The organism is Anatilimnocola aquadivae, assembly GCF_049819085.1.
Taxonomy (GTDB): Bacteria; Planctomycetota; Planctomycetia; order Pirellulales; family Pirellulaceae; genus Anatilimnocola.
In genome coordinates this window covers 3,223,164-3,238,836 of record NZ_CP187419.1, presented here as the reverse complement: position 1 = coordinate 3,238,836, position 15,673 = coordinate 3,223,164, and the positions used below count along the sequence as shown (strand labels likewise).

At 58.6% G+C, this 15,673-nt stretch carries 14 protein-coding genes and 1 tRNA gene; 10 read left to right on the top strand and 5 right to left on the bottom strand.

Annotated features, from left to right (window positions below; genetic code table 11):
* Positions 1–5: 5 nt before the first annotated feature.
* From NA78x_RS13125 to NA78x_RS13100, 6 genes are all read left to right on the top strand, one after another.
* Positions 6–674 carry an MIP family channel protein gene (locus NA78x_RS13125; RefSeq protein ID WP_425618906.1) on the top strand — a complete coding sequence of 223 codons (669 nt, stop codon included), beginning with the start codon at positions 6–8 and terminating at the stop codon, positions 672–674.
* A 338-nt stretch (positions 675–1,012) separates the two neighbouring features.
* Positions 1,013–2,182, top strand: a complete 1,170-nt coding sequence (locus NA78x_RS13120; protein ID WP_425618905.1) for a DUF1559 domain-containing protein — start codon at positions 1,013–1,015, stop codon at positions 2,180–2,182.
* Between the two features lie 65 nt (positions 2,183–2,247).
* Positions 2,248–3,549 (top strand): DUF1559 domain-containing protein, encoded by a 1,302-nt coding sequence (locus tag NA78x_RS13115; RefSeq protein ID WP_425618904.1) that lies wholly within the window; start codon positions 2,248–2,250, stop codon positions 3,547–3,549.
* A 122-nt stretch (positions 3,550–3,671) separates the two neighbouring features.
* Complete coding sequence (locus NA78x_RS13110) at positions 3,672–4,895, top strand: DUF1573 domain-containing protein (protein WP_425618903.1); 1,224 nt, start codon at positions 3,672–3,674, stop codon at positions 4,893–4,895.
* A gap of 24 nt (positions 4,896–4,919) precedes the next feature.
* Positions 4,920–7,436 (top strand): pilus assembly protein PilM, encoded by a 2,517-nt coding sequence (gene pilM / locus NA78x_RS13105; protein WP_425618902.1) that lies wholly within the window; start codon positions 4,920–4,922, stop codon positions 7,434–7,436.
* A gap of 175 nt (positions 7,437–7,611) precedes the next feature.
* Complete coding sequence (locus tag NA78x_RS13100; RefSeq protein ID WP_425618901.1) at positions 7,612–8,577, top strand: DUF1559 domain-containing protein; 966 nt, start codon at positions 7,612–7,614, stop codon at positions 8,575–8,577.
* A gap of 157 nt (positions 8,578–8,734) precedes the next feature.
* On the opposite strand, the gene NA78x_RS13095 is transcribed toward NA78x_RS13100, so the two are convergent.
* The 4 genes from NA78x_RS13095 to NA78x_RS13080 all read right to left on the bottom strand — a co-directional run bounded on the left by NA78x_RS13095 (position 8,735) and on the right by NA78x_RS13080 (position 11,100).
* A complete protein-coding gene (locus NA78x_RS13095; protein ID WP_425618900.1) occupies positions 8,735–9,361 on the bottom strand; it encodes an ATP-binding cassette domain-containing protein in 627 nt (208 codons plus the stop codon).
* A 4-nt stretch (positions 9,362–9,365) separates the two neighbouring features.
* Entirely contained in the window at positions 9,366–10,058 is a 693-nt protein-coding gene (modB, locus tag NA78x_RS13090) for a molybdate ABC transporter permease subunit (protein WP_425618899.1), read from the bottom strand.
* 10 nt (positions 10,059–10,068) lie between these two features.
* The gene (gene modA, locus NA78x_RS13085; protein WP_425618898.1) at positions 10,069–10,872 is read right to left on the bottom strand and encodes a molybdate ABC transporter substrate-binding protein; all 804 of its coding nucleotides are present in this window, start codon (positions 10,870–10,872) and stop codon (positions 10,069–10,071) included.
* A 154-nt stretch (positions 10,873–11,026) separates the two neighbouring features.
* Positions 11,027–11,100, bottom strand: a tRNA-Lys gene (locus tag NA78x_RS13080).
* A 119-nt stretch (positions 11,101–11,219) separates the two neighbouring features.
* Between NA78x_RS13080 and rsgA the strand changes: the two genes are divergently transcribed.
* Positions 11,220–12,347: a ribosome small subunit-dependent GTPase A gene (gene rsgA, locus NA78x_RS13075; RefSeq protein WP_425618897.1), complete on the top strand. Its 1,128-nt coding sequence runs from the start codon at positions 11,220–11,222 to the stop codon at positions 12,345–12,347.
* A gap of 6 nt (positions 12,348–12,353) precedes the next feature.
* Here rsgA and NA78x_RS13070 read toward each other — a convergent pair whose 3' ends face one another.
* The gene (locus NA78x_RS13070) at positions 12,354–12,578 is read right to left on the bottom strand and encodes a CDGSH iron-sulfur domain-containing protein (protein ID WP_425618896.1); all 225 of its coding nucleotides are present in this window, start codon (positions 12,576–12,578) and stop codon (positions 12,354–12,356) included.
* A gap of 101 nt (positions 12,579–12,679) precedes the next feature.
* Between NA78x_RS13070 and NA78x_RS13065 the strand changes: the two genes are divergently transcribed.
* From NA78x_RS13065 to NA78x_RS13055, 3 genes are read left to right on the top strand one after another with little or no spacing between them, the layout of a single operon-like run.
* Positions 12,680–13,201, top strand: coding sequence for a peptide chain release factor family protein (locus tag NA78x_RS13065; protein ID WP_425618895.1), 522 nt, complete (start codon positions 12,680–12,682; stop codon positions 13,199–13,201).
* Positions 13,202–13,213: 12 nt separating this feature from the next.
* Complete coding sequence (locus NA78x_RS13060; protein ID WP_425618894.1) at positions 13,214–13,825, top strand: class I SAM-dependent methyltransferase; 612 nt, start codon at positions 13,214–13,216, stop codon at positions 13,823–13,825.
* 50 nt (positions 13,826–13,875) lie between these two features.
* Positions 13,876–15,663, top strand: coding sequence for an acyl-CoA dehydrogenase family protein (locus NA78x_RS13055; protein WP_425618893.1), 1,788 nt, complete (start codon positions 13,876–13,878; stop codon positions 15,661–15,663).
* The last annotated feature ends 10 nt before the right edge of the window (positions 15,664–15,673 follow it).

Here is a 15,673-nt window from a genome sequence, read left to right as displayed (position 1 = left end):
CGAGCATGAACAAGGCAGTCGCGGAGATCATCGGCACCTTTGCGCTCGTGTTTGCAGGCACGGGCGCGATCGTTTCCAACGAAGTGAGCGGTGGTACCGTCACGCACGTTGGCATCGCGCTGACCTTTGGCCTGGTGGTCATGGCGATGATCTATGCCCTGGGCGAAACTTCCGGGGCACATCTCAATCCGGCAGTTACCTTTGGCTTCTGGATCTCGAAGCGCTTGCCGACCAGAGACCTGCCGCTCTATCTCGTCAGTCAACTGACAGGGGCCTTGCTGGCCAGCGCATGTTTGCGAGTGTTGTTCTGGTCTCATCCAACACTGGGAGCAACCTTGCCGGCTGGATCTCATCTGCAATCGTTCTTTTTGGAAACGATTCTTACCGCACTGCTGATGCTCGTGATTCTGTGCGTGGCGAGCGGATCGAAAGAAAAGGGAGTCATGGCGGGCATTGCCGTCGGCGGCGTGGTCGCCTTAGAAGCGATGTTCGCCGGGCCCATCTCTGGAGCCTCGATGAACCCCGCCCGCTCTCTGGCTCCAGCGCTGCTGACGGGACGATTTGCGGAAATCTGGATCTACATCGCGGGTCCGCTCTTGGGTGCTGCTGTGGCGGTGGCGATCTTCCCTTGGCTGCAAGCTGGTGCGCCCAACACAGATTCGACTCAGCAATAGTCGAGTACCGAACTCACTATCTCTTTCCGCGTGACCGTCAGCGCTTCAACGGGCGAGCGCTGCGAGTTTTCTTCTCGCGCTCATCAAAAGCCAATATGCGGCTTCTAAAACTCTACGCATGGATCACGCAACGGCTGCACGTTGACGCATAAGTGCCACAGAGCTGCCACCTTGCGTCATGTGCAAATCTCAACTCGAAGGCATCTTTATCACTTCTTCATGCGAGACACACGCAGCCTGAATGCAGGTCCACCCTAATGCTTGCCACATGGACCTCAACTCGGTGCTTGCCTCCCTCCCAACGAGTGCGAATGGATTCGCGAACTGGAGATTGTTCGATGCCTGCCAAAGCAATCGATCCGCGATACAAACATTTTCGAACTTACCGCAGTCAACGAACTCGCTCGTCCGGCGCTTTCACGCTCGTGGAAATGCTGGTGGTGATCTCGATCATCGGACTGCTCGTCGCGCTGCTCTTGCCCGCGCTGGGTGTGGCTCGCGAAACGGCCCGCTCTGCTGCCTGCCAAAACAATTTGCGGCAGATTGCCATTGGCCTGTTAGGTCGTGCGGAACGAAGCAACGAGCAACTCTGCAGCGGTGCTTTCGATTGGCTCAACGATGGAGCGGTGACAGAAAAAGGCTGGGTTGCCGACCTGGTGAAGGTGGGAACACCGACGGGCAAGATGCTGTGTCCCTCGAACAGCGCGCGTGTTTCGGAAACGTATTACGACCTGCTCACCGCGCCAGCTGGCGGATTTGCGATGGATACCTGCGTGCCCCGCTTGGGCACGCCCGCCTCTGCTCAGCCCGATGGCACCATGCTGTCGAATCCGTGTCGCACGATCGTCGAAAGCAATCTGGCACCCGGCAGTGCGCAGCGCAACTCGCTGGTCCAAACAGAGATCTACGACGAGTTCTATAACACCAACTACGCTGCCAGCTGGTATCTCGTCCGCGGCGAACCCATCGTCAATTCGTCCGGCAATTTGCAGCTCGCGTTCATGAGTTGCGGACCGGCTTCGTTGGCGAACAAGCATTGCTCTTCCGGACCACTTCGCACAGCGATTCTCGATACCTCTTCGACGCCTTCCAGCTTTGTTCCGCTGCTGGGCGATGGCGGCCTGGTGACGCAAAAGCCGCTGCCCATCGATTTCGAAGATTCACCTGCAGGTGCCGCGACCGCGCGGTCGTTCACCCAAGGCCCGGTGTTGATTTCGTCCATGCTCACGCCGACGTTTCCCAACGGCACCAGTCGCAATGGGCCGACCGGCTGGTGGGCGGTGTGGCAAAAGCAAGTGCTGCAGGACTATCGCGGCTTCGGTGTCGTGCATCGCAGCTCGTGCAATGTGGCGTTTGCCGATGGCAGCGTGCGCAGTCTCGCCGACAAGAATCGCGACGGCTATTTGAATAACGGCTTCGGTGCGATTGGCGGCTTCGCCAATGGCGATCCCGATATCGTCACCGGCGAACTGCATAGCTCGTTCGCACTGGATCCCAAGAAGTTTTAGCAGCGACCGCTGCTTCTGTTCCTACGTGTTGGTTGGAAATTGAGTTTTATTGGAGGGTTTGGGGGATGAAAAAATCGATTCGTGGTGCGTTTACCTTGATCGAGTTGTTGGTGGTCATTTCGATCATCGGCATCTTGGTCGCCTTGCTGCTCCCTGCGATCAGCAAAGCTCGTGAAGCTGCGCGTGGCGCGCAGTGCAAGAACAACCTGCGTCAGTTCGGCATTGGGTTTCACCTGCATGCCGACAAAGACCCACAAGGCCGCCTGTGCACAGGTGCCTACGACTACCTGCGCGATGGTTGCACCGATACCTACGGCTGGGTTTCTGACCTGGCCAAGATTGCCGCTGGCAAGCCAGGCGAAATGACCTGCCCGAGCAATCCGATGCTCCATTCAGAAAAGACGAACGAATTGCTCGGTGGCGACACCAGCAACGGTGGCAAAGACGGCGTGCCTGCTTCGCGCTTGAGCGCCGGTCAGTGCGGCAAGAGCACCTACAAGAACATCGGTGGCGGTAGCGGCACTGCCTTTGCCGGAACTGGTCTCGCCTCGATGGATCCGAAGCGTCCTTTCGTCGTTGCCCACGCTTTCTTCGCTGAAGGTCTGAGCAGCAACTACGCCTCGAGCTGGCACTTTGCCCGCACCGGTGTGCGAACCCAGGACAGCATGATGGACGTCATCGTGCGTCCCACGGGCATCGGCACGGAAGACTCGAAGGCTGGCGTGAAGGGTCTGAGCACCACGCTCGGCGGTTTGACTCGTCGCGTGGCCGAAACGGCCAATGTGCCAACCTCGTCGATTCCGCTGCTGGGCGATGCCGCTCCGGGCGACATCAACGAAGCGACTCTCAGCCACACCATCGAACAGAATGGTGACGATGCCAACGACTTCATCTCGGCCGCTCTGAACAGCAAGCAACGTCGCGTGTGGGCCAGCGCTGGTCAACTTCTGTCGGAAACGATGAACGATGGTCCCGCCTACTTCGATGCCGGTGCCAAGTCGGTCAAGTTGATTGCGAAGAGCGCCGTGTTGAGCGATCAGCTCGACTGCGATTTCAAGAACAATTGCCCACCTCCGACCGGCCCGATGGGGACTCGCACTTACCTGCAAGACACCCGTGACTGGTTCGCCGTTCACGGTGGTGGCAAGGGTGCGACCTGCAACATCGTCATGGCCGATGGCAGCGTGAAGGAATTTGCCGACGCCAACGGCGACGGCTTCCTCAATCCTGGTTATGCCGTGACTGGCATCACCGCCGCCGAACAAGCCTCGATTGGTTACAACGACGGCACGTTGGAAATCCAACCTGGCGAAATGTTCAACGGTGTGTTTTTGCAACGCCTGACCAAGGGCAAGCTCGAAGAATAAGCAAGCTTGGGTAGTCTCTACCCGCTTGCCTTGAACAGCCACAGGCAGACGGCACATGCAAGCCGTCTGCCTCGTGGCGTATCTAGTTAAATCAGTCCGCTGAATGTGCTGGGAAATGAGCAATGAATAAAGGCTTCTTGGTTTGCCTGCTGGTTTTTGTGCTAGGCGGCGTAGGCGTCGTGGCCTTGGCATCGCAAAGTGTGTTTCTCTTTAAACACAGCAAGACCGAAGGCGTGCGCGTGGTCATTGGTGAGAACGGCGGCGCGGTAGTCACGCCGGAGTACCTGAACCCCGCAGCGTTCAAAGACGATGCCTCCGCTCCCAAGTTGCCACGGGCCATGTTGCCTGAAAAGGAATACAACTTTGGCACGATGAATCCGCTCACTACGGGCAAACACGAGTTTGTCATTCGCAATGTTGGTACAGCGCCCCTATTAGTGGATATCGAATCCACCACCTGCAAATGCACGCTCGGGGGCCTGAGCAAAAAAGAAGTCGAACCCGGTGGCGAGACCAAGGTGACCCTGGAATGGAACACGGGCCGCAATCTGCAATTCACCCATGGTGCCGTGGTAACCACCAACGACGCCTTTCACCGCAAGATCGAGTTGGTGGTCGAAGGAACCGTTCGCGTTCTCGTTGGGGCCAACGTCGAAGAACTGATTGTGCCCAACATCGATCCAGGCCAAGACGAAGAGGCTGAGTTTCTGCTTTACTCGCAGATGTGGGACGAACTCGAAGTTGCCAACATCAAGTGCGGCATCCAGGACCTGAAATGGCAAGTGTTGCCGATGGAGCCAACCGCCGCTCCTGATTTGAAGGCCAAAGCGGTTCGTCGCGTCCGACTCACCGTTCCTGGCAGCCTGGCTTCGGGCAGCTTTACCGACAGTTTGCGAATCGAAGTCAAGCGACCCGCCACGGAGACAGACGCATCTGCCGATTCGCACGCGACGGCAACCGAAGAATTTCAACTCGCGATGCATGGGACGGTGCTCCGTCGCTTCGCGCTGTTTGGTCCCGCAATTCGCGGTGACGGCGTGATTGACCTCGGCGATATTCCGCGCGGCCGGACCAAAAAGTTCGTCGTCCGCGGCAAAATCCGCGACATCGAGCGCAGCCTGGGTGATTGCTCGATTGAAGTATCGCCGGCGTTTCTGAAGGTCAGTCTGCAAGAACGTCAGGGCGAAGACGCTGCTTCTGGCTTGTACGAACTCAGCATCGAAGTACCTGCTTCAGCGCCCGCTTGTCAGTATCTCGGTTCGCCGGAAGGGGAACTGGTATTGAAGTCGACCCATCCCCGCTTGGGCGAACTGCGCTACAAGGTCCAATTCGCGGTCACTCCGTAAATCACTCGCAAGCACGTATCTCCTATGACCATGTCCGCCCCCGCTATCGATTTCGACCCCTATCGCGACTGGCTGAAGATCAACGACGAAACGCGGCCGCTGAATGCCTATCAGCTGCTGCGCGCCACGCCGCTCGAAACGGAACTCTCCAAGCTGCGCGTCGCCTTTAATCGGCAAATGGATCTGCTGGAAGCTCACAGCGATTCCCACGATAGCGAACGGCTGGAGTCGCTGCGCCGCGAATTGCAGAATGCGATCGAGCTGCTCTGTGATGCCGAGCGCAAGGCCGTTCTGGATGCTCAGATTCGCCGCCGAGCGAACAGCAACACTCCGCAACCGTCATCGACCGCGGTGGCTGCCGCAGGCAACAGTGTTTGCTGCCGCAACTGCTCGCAACCCAACGCGGCGAATCGCCGTTTTTGCGGTGACTGCGGCCAGCCCCTGTGGGAGAAGTGCCCGCAATGCGCGGCGGAGTGTTCCGTCAACGAGCGGTTCTGTGGCGGCTGCGGTGCGAACATTCGCGGTGAACTCGATGGCAAAGAGCGGAGCTATCGAGAGCAACTTGCCAGCGCCCAGCAAGCGGCCGAAGCATATCAATTTGATACTGCGATTTCGCGATACCGAAAACTGGCTGCCATCGATGATGTACGGTTTGAGTCGTTAGCCCGTGAAGCACTGGCCGCGATCGAGCAGATCGAACAACGCCGACCTCAACTTCGCGCGCAGACCGAAGAAACCTTATCACGCTGCCAACAACTGGTGGCCGAGCATTCGTACGAACAGGCAATTTCCCTCCTCAGTGAGGTTCATCCTGCGCTGCGAACACCGGCCATCGACAAGTTGCTTGACCGGGCTCAAGCGTCTCGACAAGAACTGTTGCAACTCAGCGGCGAGATTCGCCAGGCCATGGAGACCAAGGCCTTCACCGGTTTGCTGCTGCGCATCGAACGCTTGCTGGCTCTGAAGCCGGGACATGCGCAGGCGGTCGGCATTGCCAACCAACTGCGCGAATATTTCTACAAGCAGGCCAAAGCCAAGGTCGCCTCAGGCAAGTATGCCGAAGCGCTGACGTTGCTCGATCAAATCCCGGATACGTTTCGCACGCCGGAGATCACCGCCCTGGCAGACACCGCAGCCGAGCTATCGACGCTGCTCGATACGCTGAACAATGCGCCGCTAGCCGACGATTCGCTCTTGGCACTGGCCGACAAACTGGCCAAGTTCGTACCGCAGAACGAAGAGGTCTCGAAACTTCGGCAACGTCTGGTGAATCGGCTCACGAAGTTGCCAACCGATGCGCGGCTAGGGGTTCCGGATTGGCAGCCACCGGCGATCAAATCGGCCGTTGGTCCACCCGTGGATTGGCTCGCCAACTTCACGCGACTGGTACCTGCCGACAAAGCGCCTGGCAACAAAGCGCCCGGCGACGAAAAGGTGAAGTTAACCTTGAAGGAACATCCGGGCGAGTTCTTTGTCGCCCTGGGGCTCGCGCTCCAAGGTGTCGAGCAGGCCGAAGTGCCCCTCAACTTGATGACGGCGGAGAAGGGAAGCGTCCTCTCGCAATTCAAGAGCGTGTTCGGCCGCAAAGCCCCGGCGATGGCCTGGGGAATCGACGTCGGCGATCACGCGCTGAAAGCGATCAAGTTAGTTCGCGATGAAAAGACAGGCGACATTTCGATCGCCGCTTGCGAGCATCTTCAGCACGCCACGTCGTTGGGTGGAGCCGACGCCGACATGTTGCGCGGTGAGGTGCAAGAGAAAACGCTGACCGACTTCGCGAGCCGGCACGATCTGAAGGGCTGCCAGATCATTACCACGATCTCTGCCCAGCGCGTCCTCGGCCGCTTTTGTGAACTGCCTCCACTGCCGGCAAAGAAAGTTCCGGCCGCAGTGCAATTCGAGGCGAAGCATCAATTCCCGATTCCGCTCGAAGAGTTGAAGTGGGCTTACTACGTCCTCAATGAAGCGACTGGCATTGCAGCCAAAGATGATTCGCCCCGGCGAGTCATGATCGTCGCGGCTCGCTCGTCGCATGTGCTGGAGCGTGTCTCGCTGTTCAAGCGCGCGGGCATCGAGGTTTCCGTTCTGCAGAGCGAATGCGTGGCACTTCACAATGCGATTCGCTTTGAGTTTGCTACGCCAGGTGCTGGGGACGAGAAGCCTGCTGGCGAAGACGACACCGCGATTGCCGTAGTCGATATTGGCGTCAGTTCCACCAGCGTGCTCATCTCTTCCGCAAGCGGGCTTTGGTTCCGCACCTTTGGCCAGGCTGGCAACAATTTCACCAATCAGCTGGTGAAGCAGTTTCAAGTCACGCACGAGCAGGCCGAACAACTCAAGCGAGCACCCTCCCGCGCGCGTCGTTACCATCTCTTTCAAGCGGCGATGCAGCCTGTGGTGGCCCAACTGGCTGGTGAAATCGAACGCTCGCTAAGTAGTTACCAAAAGCAGCGGGCGGCTGTCACCGTCCGCCGGCTCTACGGCATCGGCGGCGGCTTTTCCACGCATGGCCTCATTCGGCAGTTACGGTACGGGAAGTAGATTGCACGGGGAATAGATGCGCCACGGCGAAGCGTGGCGACAATGCTACCGCAAAACACGATTGCGGGTTTTGCAACCGGCGCGTCAAGACATTTTGTTGACAAACGATGGAAATTGCCAAACAATCGGAGTCTAATCTCAGCATCGGATCGATCCCCATTAGGTGGAGAGCAACATGACAGCGAAGTTGCGTCGCGGTTTTACCTTGGTCGAACTGCTTGTCGTCATTGCCATCATCGGCGTGCTGGTGGCGCTTCTCTTACCCGCTATTCAGGCCGCTCGCGAAGCTGCCCGTCGTGCGCAGTGCGTCAATCACTTGCGGCAACTTTCGCTGGCAGCGCATAACTATCACGATACGATCCTACGCTTTCCGGCTGGCCATCAGGCGCCGACGAACGCAACCGTGCTGTGCTTTTTGCTGCCTTTTCTCGAACAGGGAAATCGAGCAAACGCCTTTGACTGGACCGCCGATTTCAACGGAGCGGCCAATGCCACGGCGCGAGCTCAGGACGTAAAGATCTTTTTGTGCCCCTCCGACGGAGCCCCCGTTCGGTACACAAGCAACGGTCCTGCGGGCCGCAACAACTACATGCCCAATGTCGGCGATCGTGCGAATTGGTCAGGAACCGACAATGGTGTTCGCCTGGCTTCGACGGGGGTGTTTTTCCGCAGTTCGCAAATTCGGATGGCCGAGATTACCGACGGCACCAGCAACACAGCCATGTTCTCGGAATGTGTTCGTGGCCCGGTCACAGCCCCGGCTCCGCATCAAACTTTGTATGTGGCGAATGAAATCCCCGCGGCAACCTGGGATGTTGCCGCCAGCGACCAGACGATTCCTCCCGGCTGCGCCACGCCGAGCGCTACGACCTGGAATTATCGCGGCGGGCAATATTACCGCGGTGGCGTGTTCATGACGGCCTATTACAACCATACCTTGCCGCCCAACTACAAAGCCCGCGACTGCATGCGAGCCGCAGGGCTGGATAGCGGGCACTTTGCCGCTCGCAGCCTGCATCCGAGTACCGTCAATGTTGCCATGTGTGATGGTTCAACGCGCACCGTGACGGATAGCGTCGATATGGTGGCCTGGCGTGCCACTGGCAGCCGTGGTGGCGGCGAAGCGAATCAACTTCCGTAACGCTTGAACCGCAAAAGGGGGGTGTCCAATTAGCGGGTGCGAAGTTGGACACCAGTGTCGATATTTCTCGAGGAATACTGCACTTTGCCGTCTAATTTCGAGTTTCTGGTTGGACAAGTTGGTGTAACGGCGACGGTCTTTTGCGCGCCATATGGACCTAGCTGGGGAGCCGAATGATCTCGGTGCAGACGGCCTCAACCGAGGGCAGGTCGTGGGTGACGAGCAGCGTGGGAATCGGAAAGCTCTGGAGCGTGGCAGCCAGGTAGTCGATCACGCTGGCCTTGAGCGCGGGATCGAGAGCACTGACGGGTTCGTCGAGCAGCAGAAGCGACGGGTTACTCGCGATGGCTCTTCCCAACGCCACTCGCTGCCGTTGGCCACCACTCAAAGACGCTGGGTAGCGATCGAGCAGCGGCTTTAACTCGAGCGCTGCGACGAGTGGATTCAAGTCACTGATTGGTGAAGTGGCGCGCGATGCTCCGTAGCGCAGGTTTCCTGCGACAGTCAGGTGCGGGAAAAGCTGATAGTCCTGAAACACCAGTCCCACGCCGCGCCGATGCAGCGGCAGGTTGATTCCACGGCTGGAATCGAACAGCACTCGCTCGCCCATCACAATCTGGCCGGCGCTGGGCCGCAGAATGCCTGCAATCAAATGCAGGATGGTGGTTTTGCCGGAACCTGATGGGCCGGCGAGTGCCGTAATTCCATGGCCAATGGCAAACGCCTGATTCAGCGTGAAGCCAGTCGGATAGGCGAAGCGACAATCGAATTGCAAGGCACTCATGCGGCTAAGCACCCGCTCCCTGCAACCGTCGTCGCCCCATTCGTTCCATGATCTCTCCCGCCAACAATGCGATGGCTGAGATCACGATGGAGACAATCACGAGGCGATAAACATTGGCAAAACCATCCGGCGCGTCGAGTTGCGAGTAGACGAACAGCGGGATGGTTCGCGTCTCGCCCGGAATGTTGCCGGCGATCATGATCGTCGCACCAAACTCGCCCATGCTGCGGGCGAAGGCCAGTACTGCTCCACTCAGAATGCCGGGAACAGCCAGCGGCAAGGCGATCGTAAAAAAGCTGTCCCAAGGCTTTGCTCCCAGGGTCTGTGCGGCCTGCAGCAAGCGATTGTCGATGGCCTCGAATGCCTGACGAATCGGTCGCACCAGCAACGGAAAGCCAACCACGGCAGATGCCAAGGCGGCACCTTTCCAATCGAACACAAAACGGAGCCCGAACACGTTCTCCAACAGCGGCCCCAAGAAGCCGCGACGGCCGAACAGCACGAGCAGCAGATAGCCGGTGACGATGGGCGGCATCACGAGCGGCAGATTGACGGCTGTTTCTAGCAAGAACTTGCCGGGAACTTTCACCTTGGCGAGCAACCAGCCAATGGCAATGGCAGGGGGCAAACTGAAGATCACCGCCGTCAAGGCAACCAGCAGGGTAAGTTGTGTGGCTTGCCACTCGGGGGCAGTCATTCGTTGCCTGCTACTTGATCCGGCTGAAGCCGGCCTTCGTATAGATCGTGTTGGCGGCGTCTGACTGTAGATACTCGAAGAACGAACGGGCGTCAGCGTTTGTCGCGCCGTGTTCGAGCAACACCAGGACATAGACGATCTCATCGTGCAGGCTCGGATCGAATTCGTGCACCACCTCGACATCAGGAGCGATCACATCGGTCGAATAGACGATGCCCGCTTCGGCCTCGCCACGTTCCACAAAACCGAGAGCACCACGCACATCCTGAGCGCGGGCGATCTTCTGATCAGCCGTCAGCCTGGCGAGCAGTTCCAGCTTTGTCAGCGCCTGGTCGGCATACTTTCCCGCGGGCACGTTTTCGCCGGCCAGCGCGATTTTCATTACCTGATCCGAGAGCAAATCCTGAGGTCCCTTGATCGCGGCAGGGTTGCCCTTCGGCACGATGAGCACGAGCCGGTTGGTCAGCAGCTCTTGCGAGCTTTTTACCAGCTCGGCGGCGGAAACCTTCGCAGCCCACTCGCGACTCGCGGAGAGCAACAGGTCCGCAGGCGCGCCTTCAATAATCTGCTTCGCCAGGCCGCTCGACGGCCCCGGATTCACCTGGATCGTCACTTTCGATTGCTGCGCGAACTCGACGGCGAGGGTTTCCATCAGTTCCTGAGTGCTGGCCGCTGTTGAGACGACGACCTTGGTCGACTCGGCCTCTCGCGCGGAGTTTTCAAGCTGCGACGATGCCCCCCGCTCACAAGAAGCGAGCATGCAACCGATGGCGGCGAGTGCGATCGCAGCAGCGGGGAGCAGCAGGTTTTTCATCCCGTCACTCCTCATTGAGCCGACGCGTGTGAATTCACAATCGTGCCATTGTACGCCACGATTCTGTCACCGCAAGAAACAAAGAAAGCCGCAACCCATTACAGATTGCGGCTTTAGTCGTGTCTGTGCGAACTGGTACAACGCACAGCGATAGTGGCTCCGCTCGGACTCGAACCGAGAACCCTCTGATTAAGAGTCAGATGCTCTGACCAGTTGAGCTACGGAGCCAGCAAGCACGGATTTTAGCAAATTCGCGCGGGCACACAAGGGCGGCGCAGGGCAGTTGCTTTGATTGCCCGAATCGTCGAAAGTGAAGCGAGGACAACACCTTCCGTTAACGAGCATTCATGACCGAACGCAAACGAAAAATTCGGACCGACTTCCGCAAGAATCATCAAGGGCGAGTGCGCCGGGGTGACCTCACGCGCGATTTTCTCAAAGAGAATCTCACAGACGATCAAGTGAAGGAGGAACGCGTTAGCGGCAAGGGGGACTTAACTCGCCGGCGGACGGTGGTCGGGCAAGATGACGCTGTATCTGCGGGGGGCTTTGCCGTGCAGCCTCAAGCAGACGAAGCGACAATGCCCGGCCGTGTGCTCAGCGTGCATGGGCTGGCCAGCGTCGTGCAAGCGCCCGATGGCAAGATTTTTCAATGCTCGACGCGCGGCGTCCTCAAGAGTTTGAGTACCGATTTGCGTCACGTGGTAGTGGCTGGCGATCAGGTGATCTTCACGCAATCGGGGCCAGAAGAAGGAGTGATTGAGCGCATCGAGCCTCGCCGGTCGATCGTGTGTCGCACCAGTCGCAATCGACAACATGTGCTCGTCTCGAACGTCGATCAACTACTGATCGTCACGAGCGCGGCCGAACCAACGCTCAAGCCAAACCTGATCGACCGCCTGTTGGTCGAAGCCGAGCGGATGCAGATTCCACCGATCATTTGCATCAATAAAGTCGACCTCATCGACCCTGCTGACCTGCAACCCTTGGCCGGTGTGTTTGGGCAAATGGGCTACGAAGTACTGCTGCTCTCGGCTATCAAGGGAATTGGTGTCGAGCGGCTTCGTCGCCTGGTGAAAGGGAAAGAGAGTGTCGTCGCGGGGCAAAGCGGCGTCGGCAAAAGCTCGCTGCTGAATGTCATCGAGCCTGGTCTCGAGTTGAAAGTTGGCCGGGTGAGCAAGGAAAACGAAAAAGGACGGCACACGACCACCGTGGCCAAACTGATTCCGCTCGAAGCGGGCGGCTATGTCGTTGATACTCCCGGCATTCGGCAGTTTCAACTTTGGGACGTCGTTCCCGAAGAAGTCGCCGGCTACTATCGCGACCTGCGGCCCTATGTCAGCCAATGCCGGTTCGCGAATTGCACCCACCAGCACGAAGCCGATTGTGCGGTGAAAGATGCCGTGGCTGATGGCCGCCTGGATGTCCGTCGCTACGAAAGCTTTTGTCACCTGTTTGCCGGCGATGAAGCTTAAATGCCGTTAATTCGGTGGCGGCATTGGGGGCAGGCTGCTGAGAAAATGTTCGCACGTTTTGTGCGCTCCATCGCAGAATGGCTTGAGCTGTGATGCACCGCAGCGACAAAGAGCGATGTTGGGCTTATCGGCAGGAATCGCAATGGGATTGCCGGCAGCATCGACCAGGTTCACAGCGCCGGTAACGACCAGCGGTCCATGTTCGCGAACGCGAATCGTGACGTCGGGCATTCGTCGTCTTCCTCCTATCTTTTGTACTGCGGAACTCGCCATCTCACTGCTGGGGCACTACATTCTGCAGTGTAAACTGCTCGTTCCTCGGCGTCACTCCAATGTCTGAACCACTTGCCTTTAATCATCCGGCCGCCATTGCCGAAGAGCAGTTACTGGCGGCTTGTTCGTTTCAGACGACCAAACGTAGTGGTCCCGGAGGTCAGCATCGCAACAAGGTAGAGACGGCCGTCGTCGTCACGCATCAGCCAACGGGTGTGCGGACCGAAGCGAGCGAGCGGCGGAGCCAAGCACAAAACAAGAGCATGGCGATCTTTCGATTGCGACTCGCGCTCGCCCTGCAAGTTCGGCAGCCTTACGACATTCACTCGCAGCCGAGCACACTGTGGCAAACTCGGGCCACAGGACGCAAGCTCACCGTTAGCGACGAGCACCTCGACTTTCCTGCGTTACTGGCCGAAGCGCTCGATTGTGCCAGTGCGCATGAATTCGATCTATCGTCTGCCGCAACGCAACTGGGTGTATCCACCACACAGCTCGTTCGGTTTTTCCAGCAATCGCCGCTTGCCTGGCAATGGATCAATCGCGAGCGGCAAACTCGCCAGCTGAGACCGTTGAAGTAGCAAGGAACAACCATGTCTGCCGAAGATCGAGAAAAATGGGATTCCAAGTACAGTGATCCCGACTTCGCGCCGAGAAAACCATCGCCGGTGCTCCTTAGCCTGAGCGATTGGCTGCCACCGACGCGCGGCCGCGCGCTCGATCTGGCCGGCGGTGGTGGTCGACATTCAATCTGGCTGGCACAACTCGGGTTTCAAGTCACGCTCGCCGATGTCTCTGCGGTGGGGCTGCAAGTAGCGCAACATCGCGCAGCCGATGCGGGTGTGAAGCTCGCAACCATCGAGCACGATCTGGAGCGGCAAGGTCTTCCCGAAGGACCTTGGGACCTGATCTTGTCGATTTGCTACTTGTGGCAGCCCACGCCGGATTTGATTCGTGACGCTCTCTCGCCGCTGGGCGTGTTTGTCATGATTCAGCCGACAACGATTAATCTCACGAAGCACGAAAAGCCTCCGCGCGACTTCCTGCTGCACCCTGGAGAGCTTGCTACCCGCTTCTCTGACGCCGACTGCGAGAGGCACTGCTTACAGCTTTGTCATTCTTCGGAAGACTGGTCGTTGGACGATCGGCACGATGCGGTGCTGGTCGTGCGTCGTGAAGATGACTTTGCGCGCAGTACCGTATAATAACTTGACTGATCCCTCTCCCTTCATTGAGCAGCAGCAAGGACAGCGATATGAATTCTGTGGACCGCGAAAAGCAGATGAAGCAGGCGGAAGAGATTCTAGGGAATGCCCCCGCTGAGCCAGGCTTTGCGAAGGGACTCTTTTTTGGCGAGTATCGTCGCGAGGCATTGCTACCCTATCCGGTTCGAGAACCTGACGCCCGTGTCCCGATTCTGCTCGACCAACTTCGGCTGTTTTGCCGCGAGCAGATCGACCCGGTGGCGATTGACCGACAAGCCGAGATTCCCCAATCGGTGATCGATGGTCTCGGCCGCATCGGCATTCTCGGCGCTTGTCTGCCGGAGAGCGCTGGTGGCATGTCGCTGTCGCAAACCAGTTATTGCCGAGTGCTGGAGATTCTCGGCGGCCATTGCGGCAGCACGGCTCTGTTTGTAAACGCGCATCATTCGATTGGTCCGCGCGCGCTGGTGCTGTTTGGCAACGAAGCTCAGCGGGCGAAGTATCTGCCGAAGTTGGCAACCGGCGAATGGATCAGTGCGTTTGCACTCACCGAGCCTCAAGCCGGCAGCGATGCCGCCAATGTGCAATCGCAGGCGACGCCCACGCCCGATGGCAAAGGCTTTGTCCTCAACGGCGAGAAACGCTGGATCACCAACGGCGGCATCTCCAGTGTCCTGACCGTGATGGCGCGCACGCCCGATCCCAAGGGTGGCGATTCCAAGATCACCGCGTTTGTCGTCACCCCCGATATGCCCGGCTTTCGCGTCGTCGAGAAGCGCATGGAGAAAATGGGCGTGCGTGGCACGGCGACGAGCCGGCTGGCATTCGAAAACCTGTATGTGCCTCGCGAGAATGTCCTCGGGCAGTTGGGAAAAGGCCTGCGCGTCGCGCTCACGGTGCTCGACTATGGCCGCACAACCTTTGGCGCCAGTTGTACTGGCGCGGCCAAGTTCTGCGTCGCAGGCGCGCTCGCGCACGTCAAGCAGCGGGTGCAGTTTGGCGAGCCGCTGGCCAACTTCGAACTCGTCAAGCAAAAGCTGGCCTTCATGGAGGCCGCCACGTTCGCCATGGAATCTTGCACCTATCAAACGGCCGCGCTCATGGACTCGGGACATGGCGACTTCATGCTCGAGACAGCGATGCTGAAGGTGTTCTCAACGGAACTGTTGTGGACTGTCCTGAACGACACTTTTCAACTGCACGGCGGTTTGGCTTACTTTACCGATCAGCCCTGGGAGCGCATGGTTCGCGATGCGCGGATCAATACCATCGGCGAAGGGGCCAACGATGTGCTTCGCGGCTTCAGCGCGCTCGTCGGTATGCGTGATGTGGGCCTGGAACTCGAAAGCATCTTGAACGCGATCTATCATCCGCTCGGCAAACTGACGAAGCTCGCTCGATTTGGCGGCCGCAAGCTCGGCTCGTTGCTCACGTCGCCTCCGATTGCTGTCCGCAGCGCGGAACTCGAACCCGACGCCGCCCAGCTTTCTTCGCAGATTGCGGCGCTGGGAGCGAATGTCGAGAAGCTGTTGATTGCCCATCAAAAGGAGATCGTCGACCGGCAATATCAACTCGCGCGGATTGCCGACGTGGCGACCGACCTGTACGCGAGCAGCTGCGTGCTCAATCGGCTGGACTATCTGATTCGCGAGCATCACGGCGACGAAGCATCGTTGCGCAGGCAACTCGAAACGGGTCGTTACTGGCTCACCCTGTCTCGCCGCCGGGTGCAAGGCTGGCTCGCGAGCTTGTGGAGCAACGACGACGAGGCTTGTACGAGCCTCGCCAAGCGGATGCTACGCGCAGAAGCGGCGCCTTCCCATGACGGTCACCACTAGTCTTCGCTTG

Excerpts from the sequence above, each read along its gene's own strand:
- NA78x_RS13125 (WP_425618906.1), top strand. The coding sequence starts at position 6 with ATGAACAAGGCAGTCGCGGAGATCATCGGCACCTTTGCGCTCGTGTTT.
- NA78x_RS13120 (WP_425618905.1), top strand. The coding sequence starts at position 1,013 with ATGCCTGCCAAAGCAATCGATCCGCGATACAAACATTTTCGAACTTAC.
- NA78x_RS13115 (WP_425618904.1), top strand. The coding sequence starts at position 2,248 with ATGAAAAAATCGATTCGTGGTGCGTTTACCTTGATCGAGTTGTTGGTG.
- NA78x_RS13110 (WP_425618903.1), top strand. The coding sequence starts at position 3,672 with ATGAATAAAGGCTTCTTGGTTTGCCTGCTGGTTTTTGTGCTAGGCGGC.
- pilM (WP_425618902.1), top strand. The coding sequence starts at position 4,920 with ATGACCATGTCCGCCCCCGCTATCGATTTCGACCCCTATCGCGACTGG.
- NA78x_RS13100 (WP_425618901.1), top strand. The coding sequence starts at position 7,612 with ATGACAGCGAAGTTGCGTCGCGGTTTTACCTTGGTCGAACTGCTTGTC.
- NA78x_RS13095 (WP_425618900.1), bottom strand. The coding sequence starts at position 9,361 with ATGAGTGCCTTGCAATTCGATTGTCGCTTCGCCTATCCGACTGGCTTC.
- modB (WP_425618899.1), bottom strand. The coding sequence starts at position 10,058 with ATGACTGCCCCCGAGTGGCAAGCCACACAACTTACCCTGCTGGTTGCC.
- modA (WP_425618898.1), bottom strand. The coding sequence starts at position 10,872 with ATGAAAAACCTGCTGCTCCCCGCTGCTGCGATCGCACTCGCCGCCATC.
- rsgA (WP_425618897.1), top strand. The coding sequence starts at position 11,220 with ATGACCGAACGCAAACGAAAAATTCGGACCGACTTCCGCAAGAATCAT.
- NA78x_RS13070 (WP_425618896.1), bottom strand. The coding sequence starts at position 12,578 with ATGCCCGACGTCACGATTCGCGTTCGCGAACATGGACCGCTGGTCGTT.
- NA78x_RS13065 (WP_425618895.1), top strand. The coding sequence starts at position 12,680 with ATGTCTGAACCACTTGCCTTTAATCATCCGGCCGCCATTGCCGAAGAG.
- NA78x_RS13060 (WP_425618894.1), top strand. The coding sequence starts at position 13,214 with ATGTCTGCCGAAGATCGAGAAAAATGGGATTCCAAGTACAGTGATCCC.
- NA78x_RS13055 (WP_425618893.1), top strand. The coding sequence starts at position 13,876 with ATGAATTCTGTGGACCGCGAAAAGCAGATGAAGCAGGCGGAAGAGATT.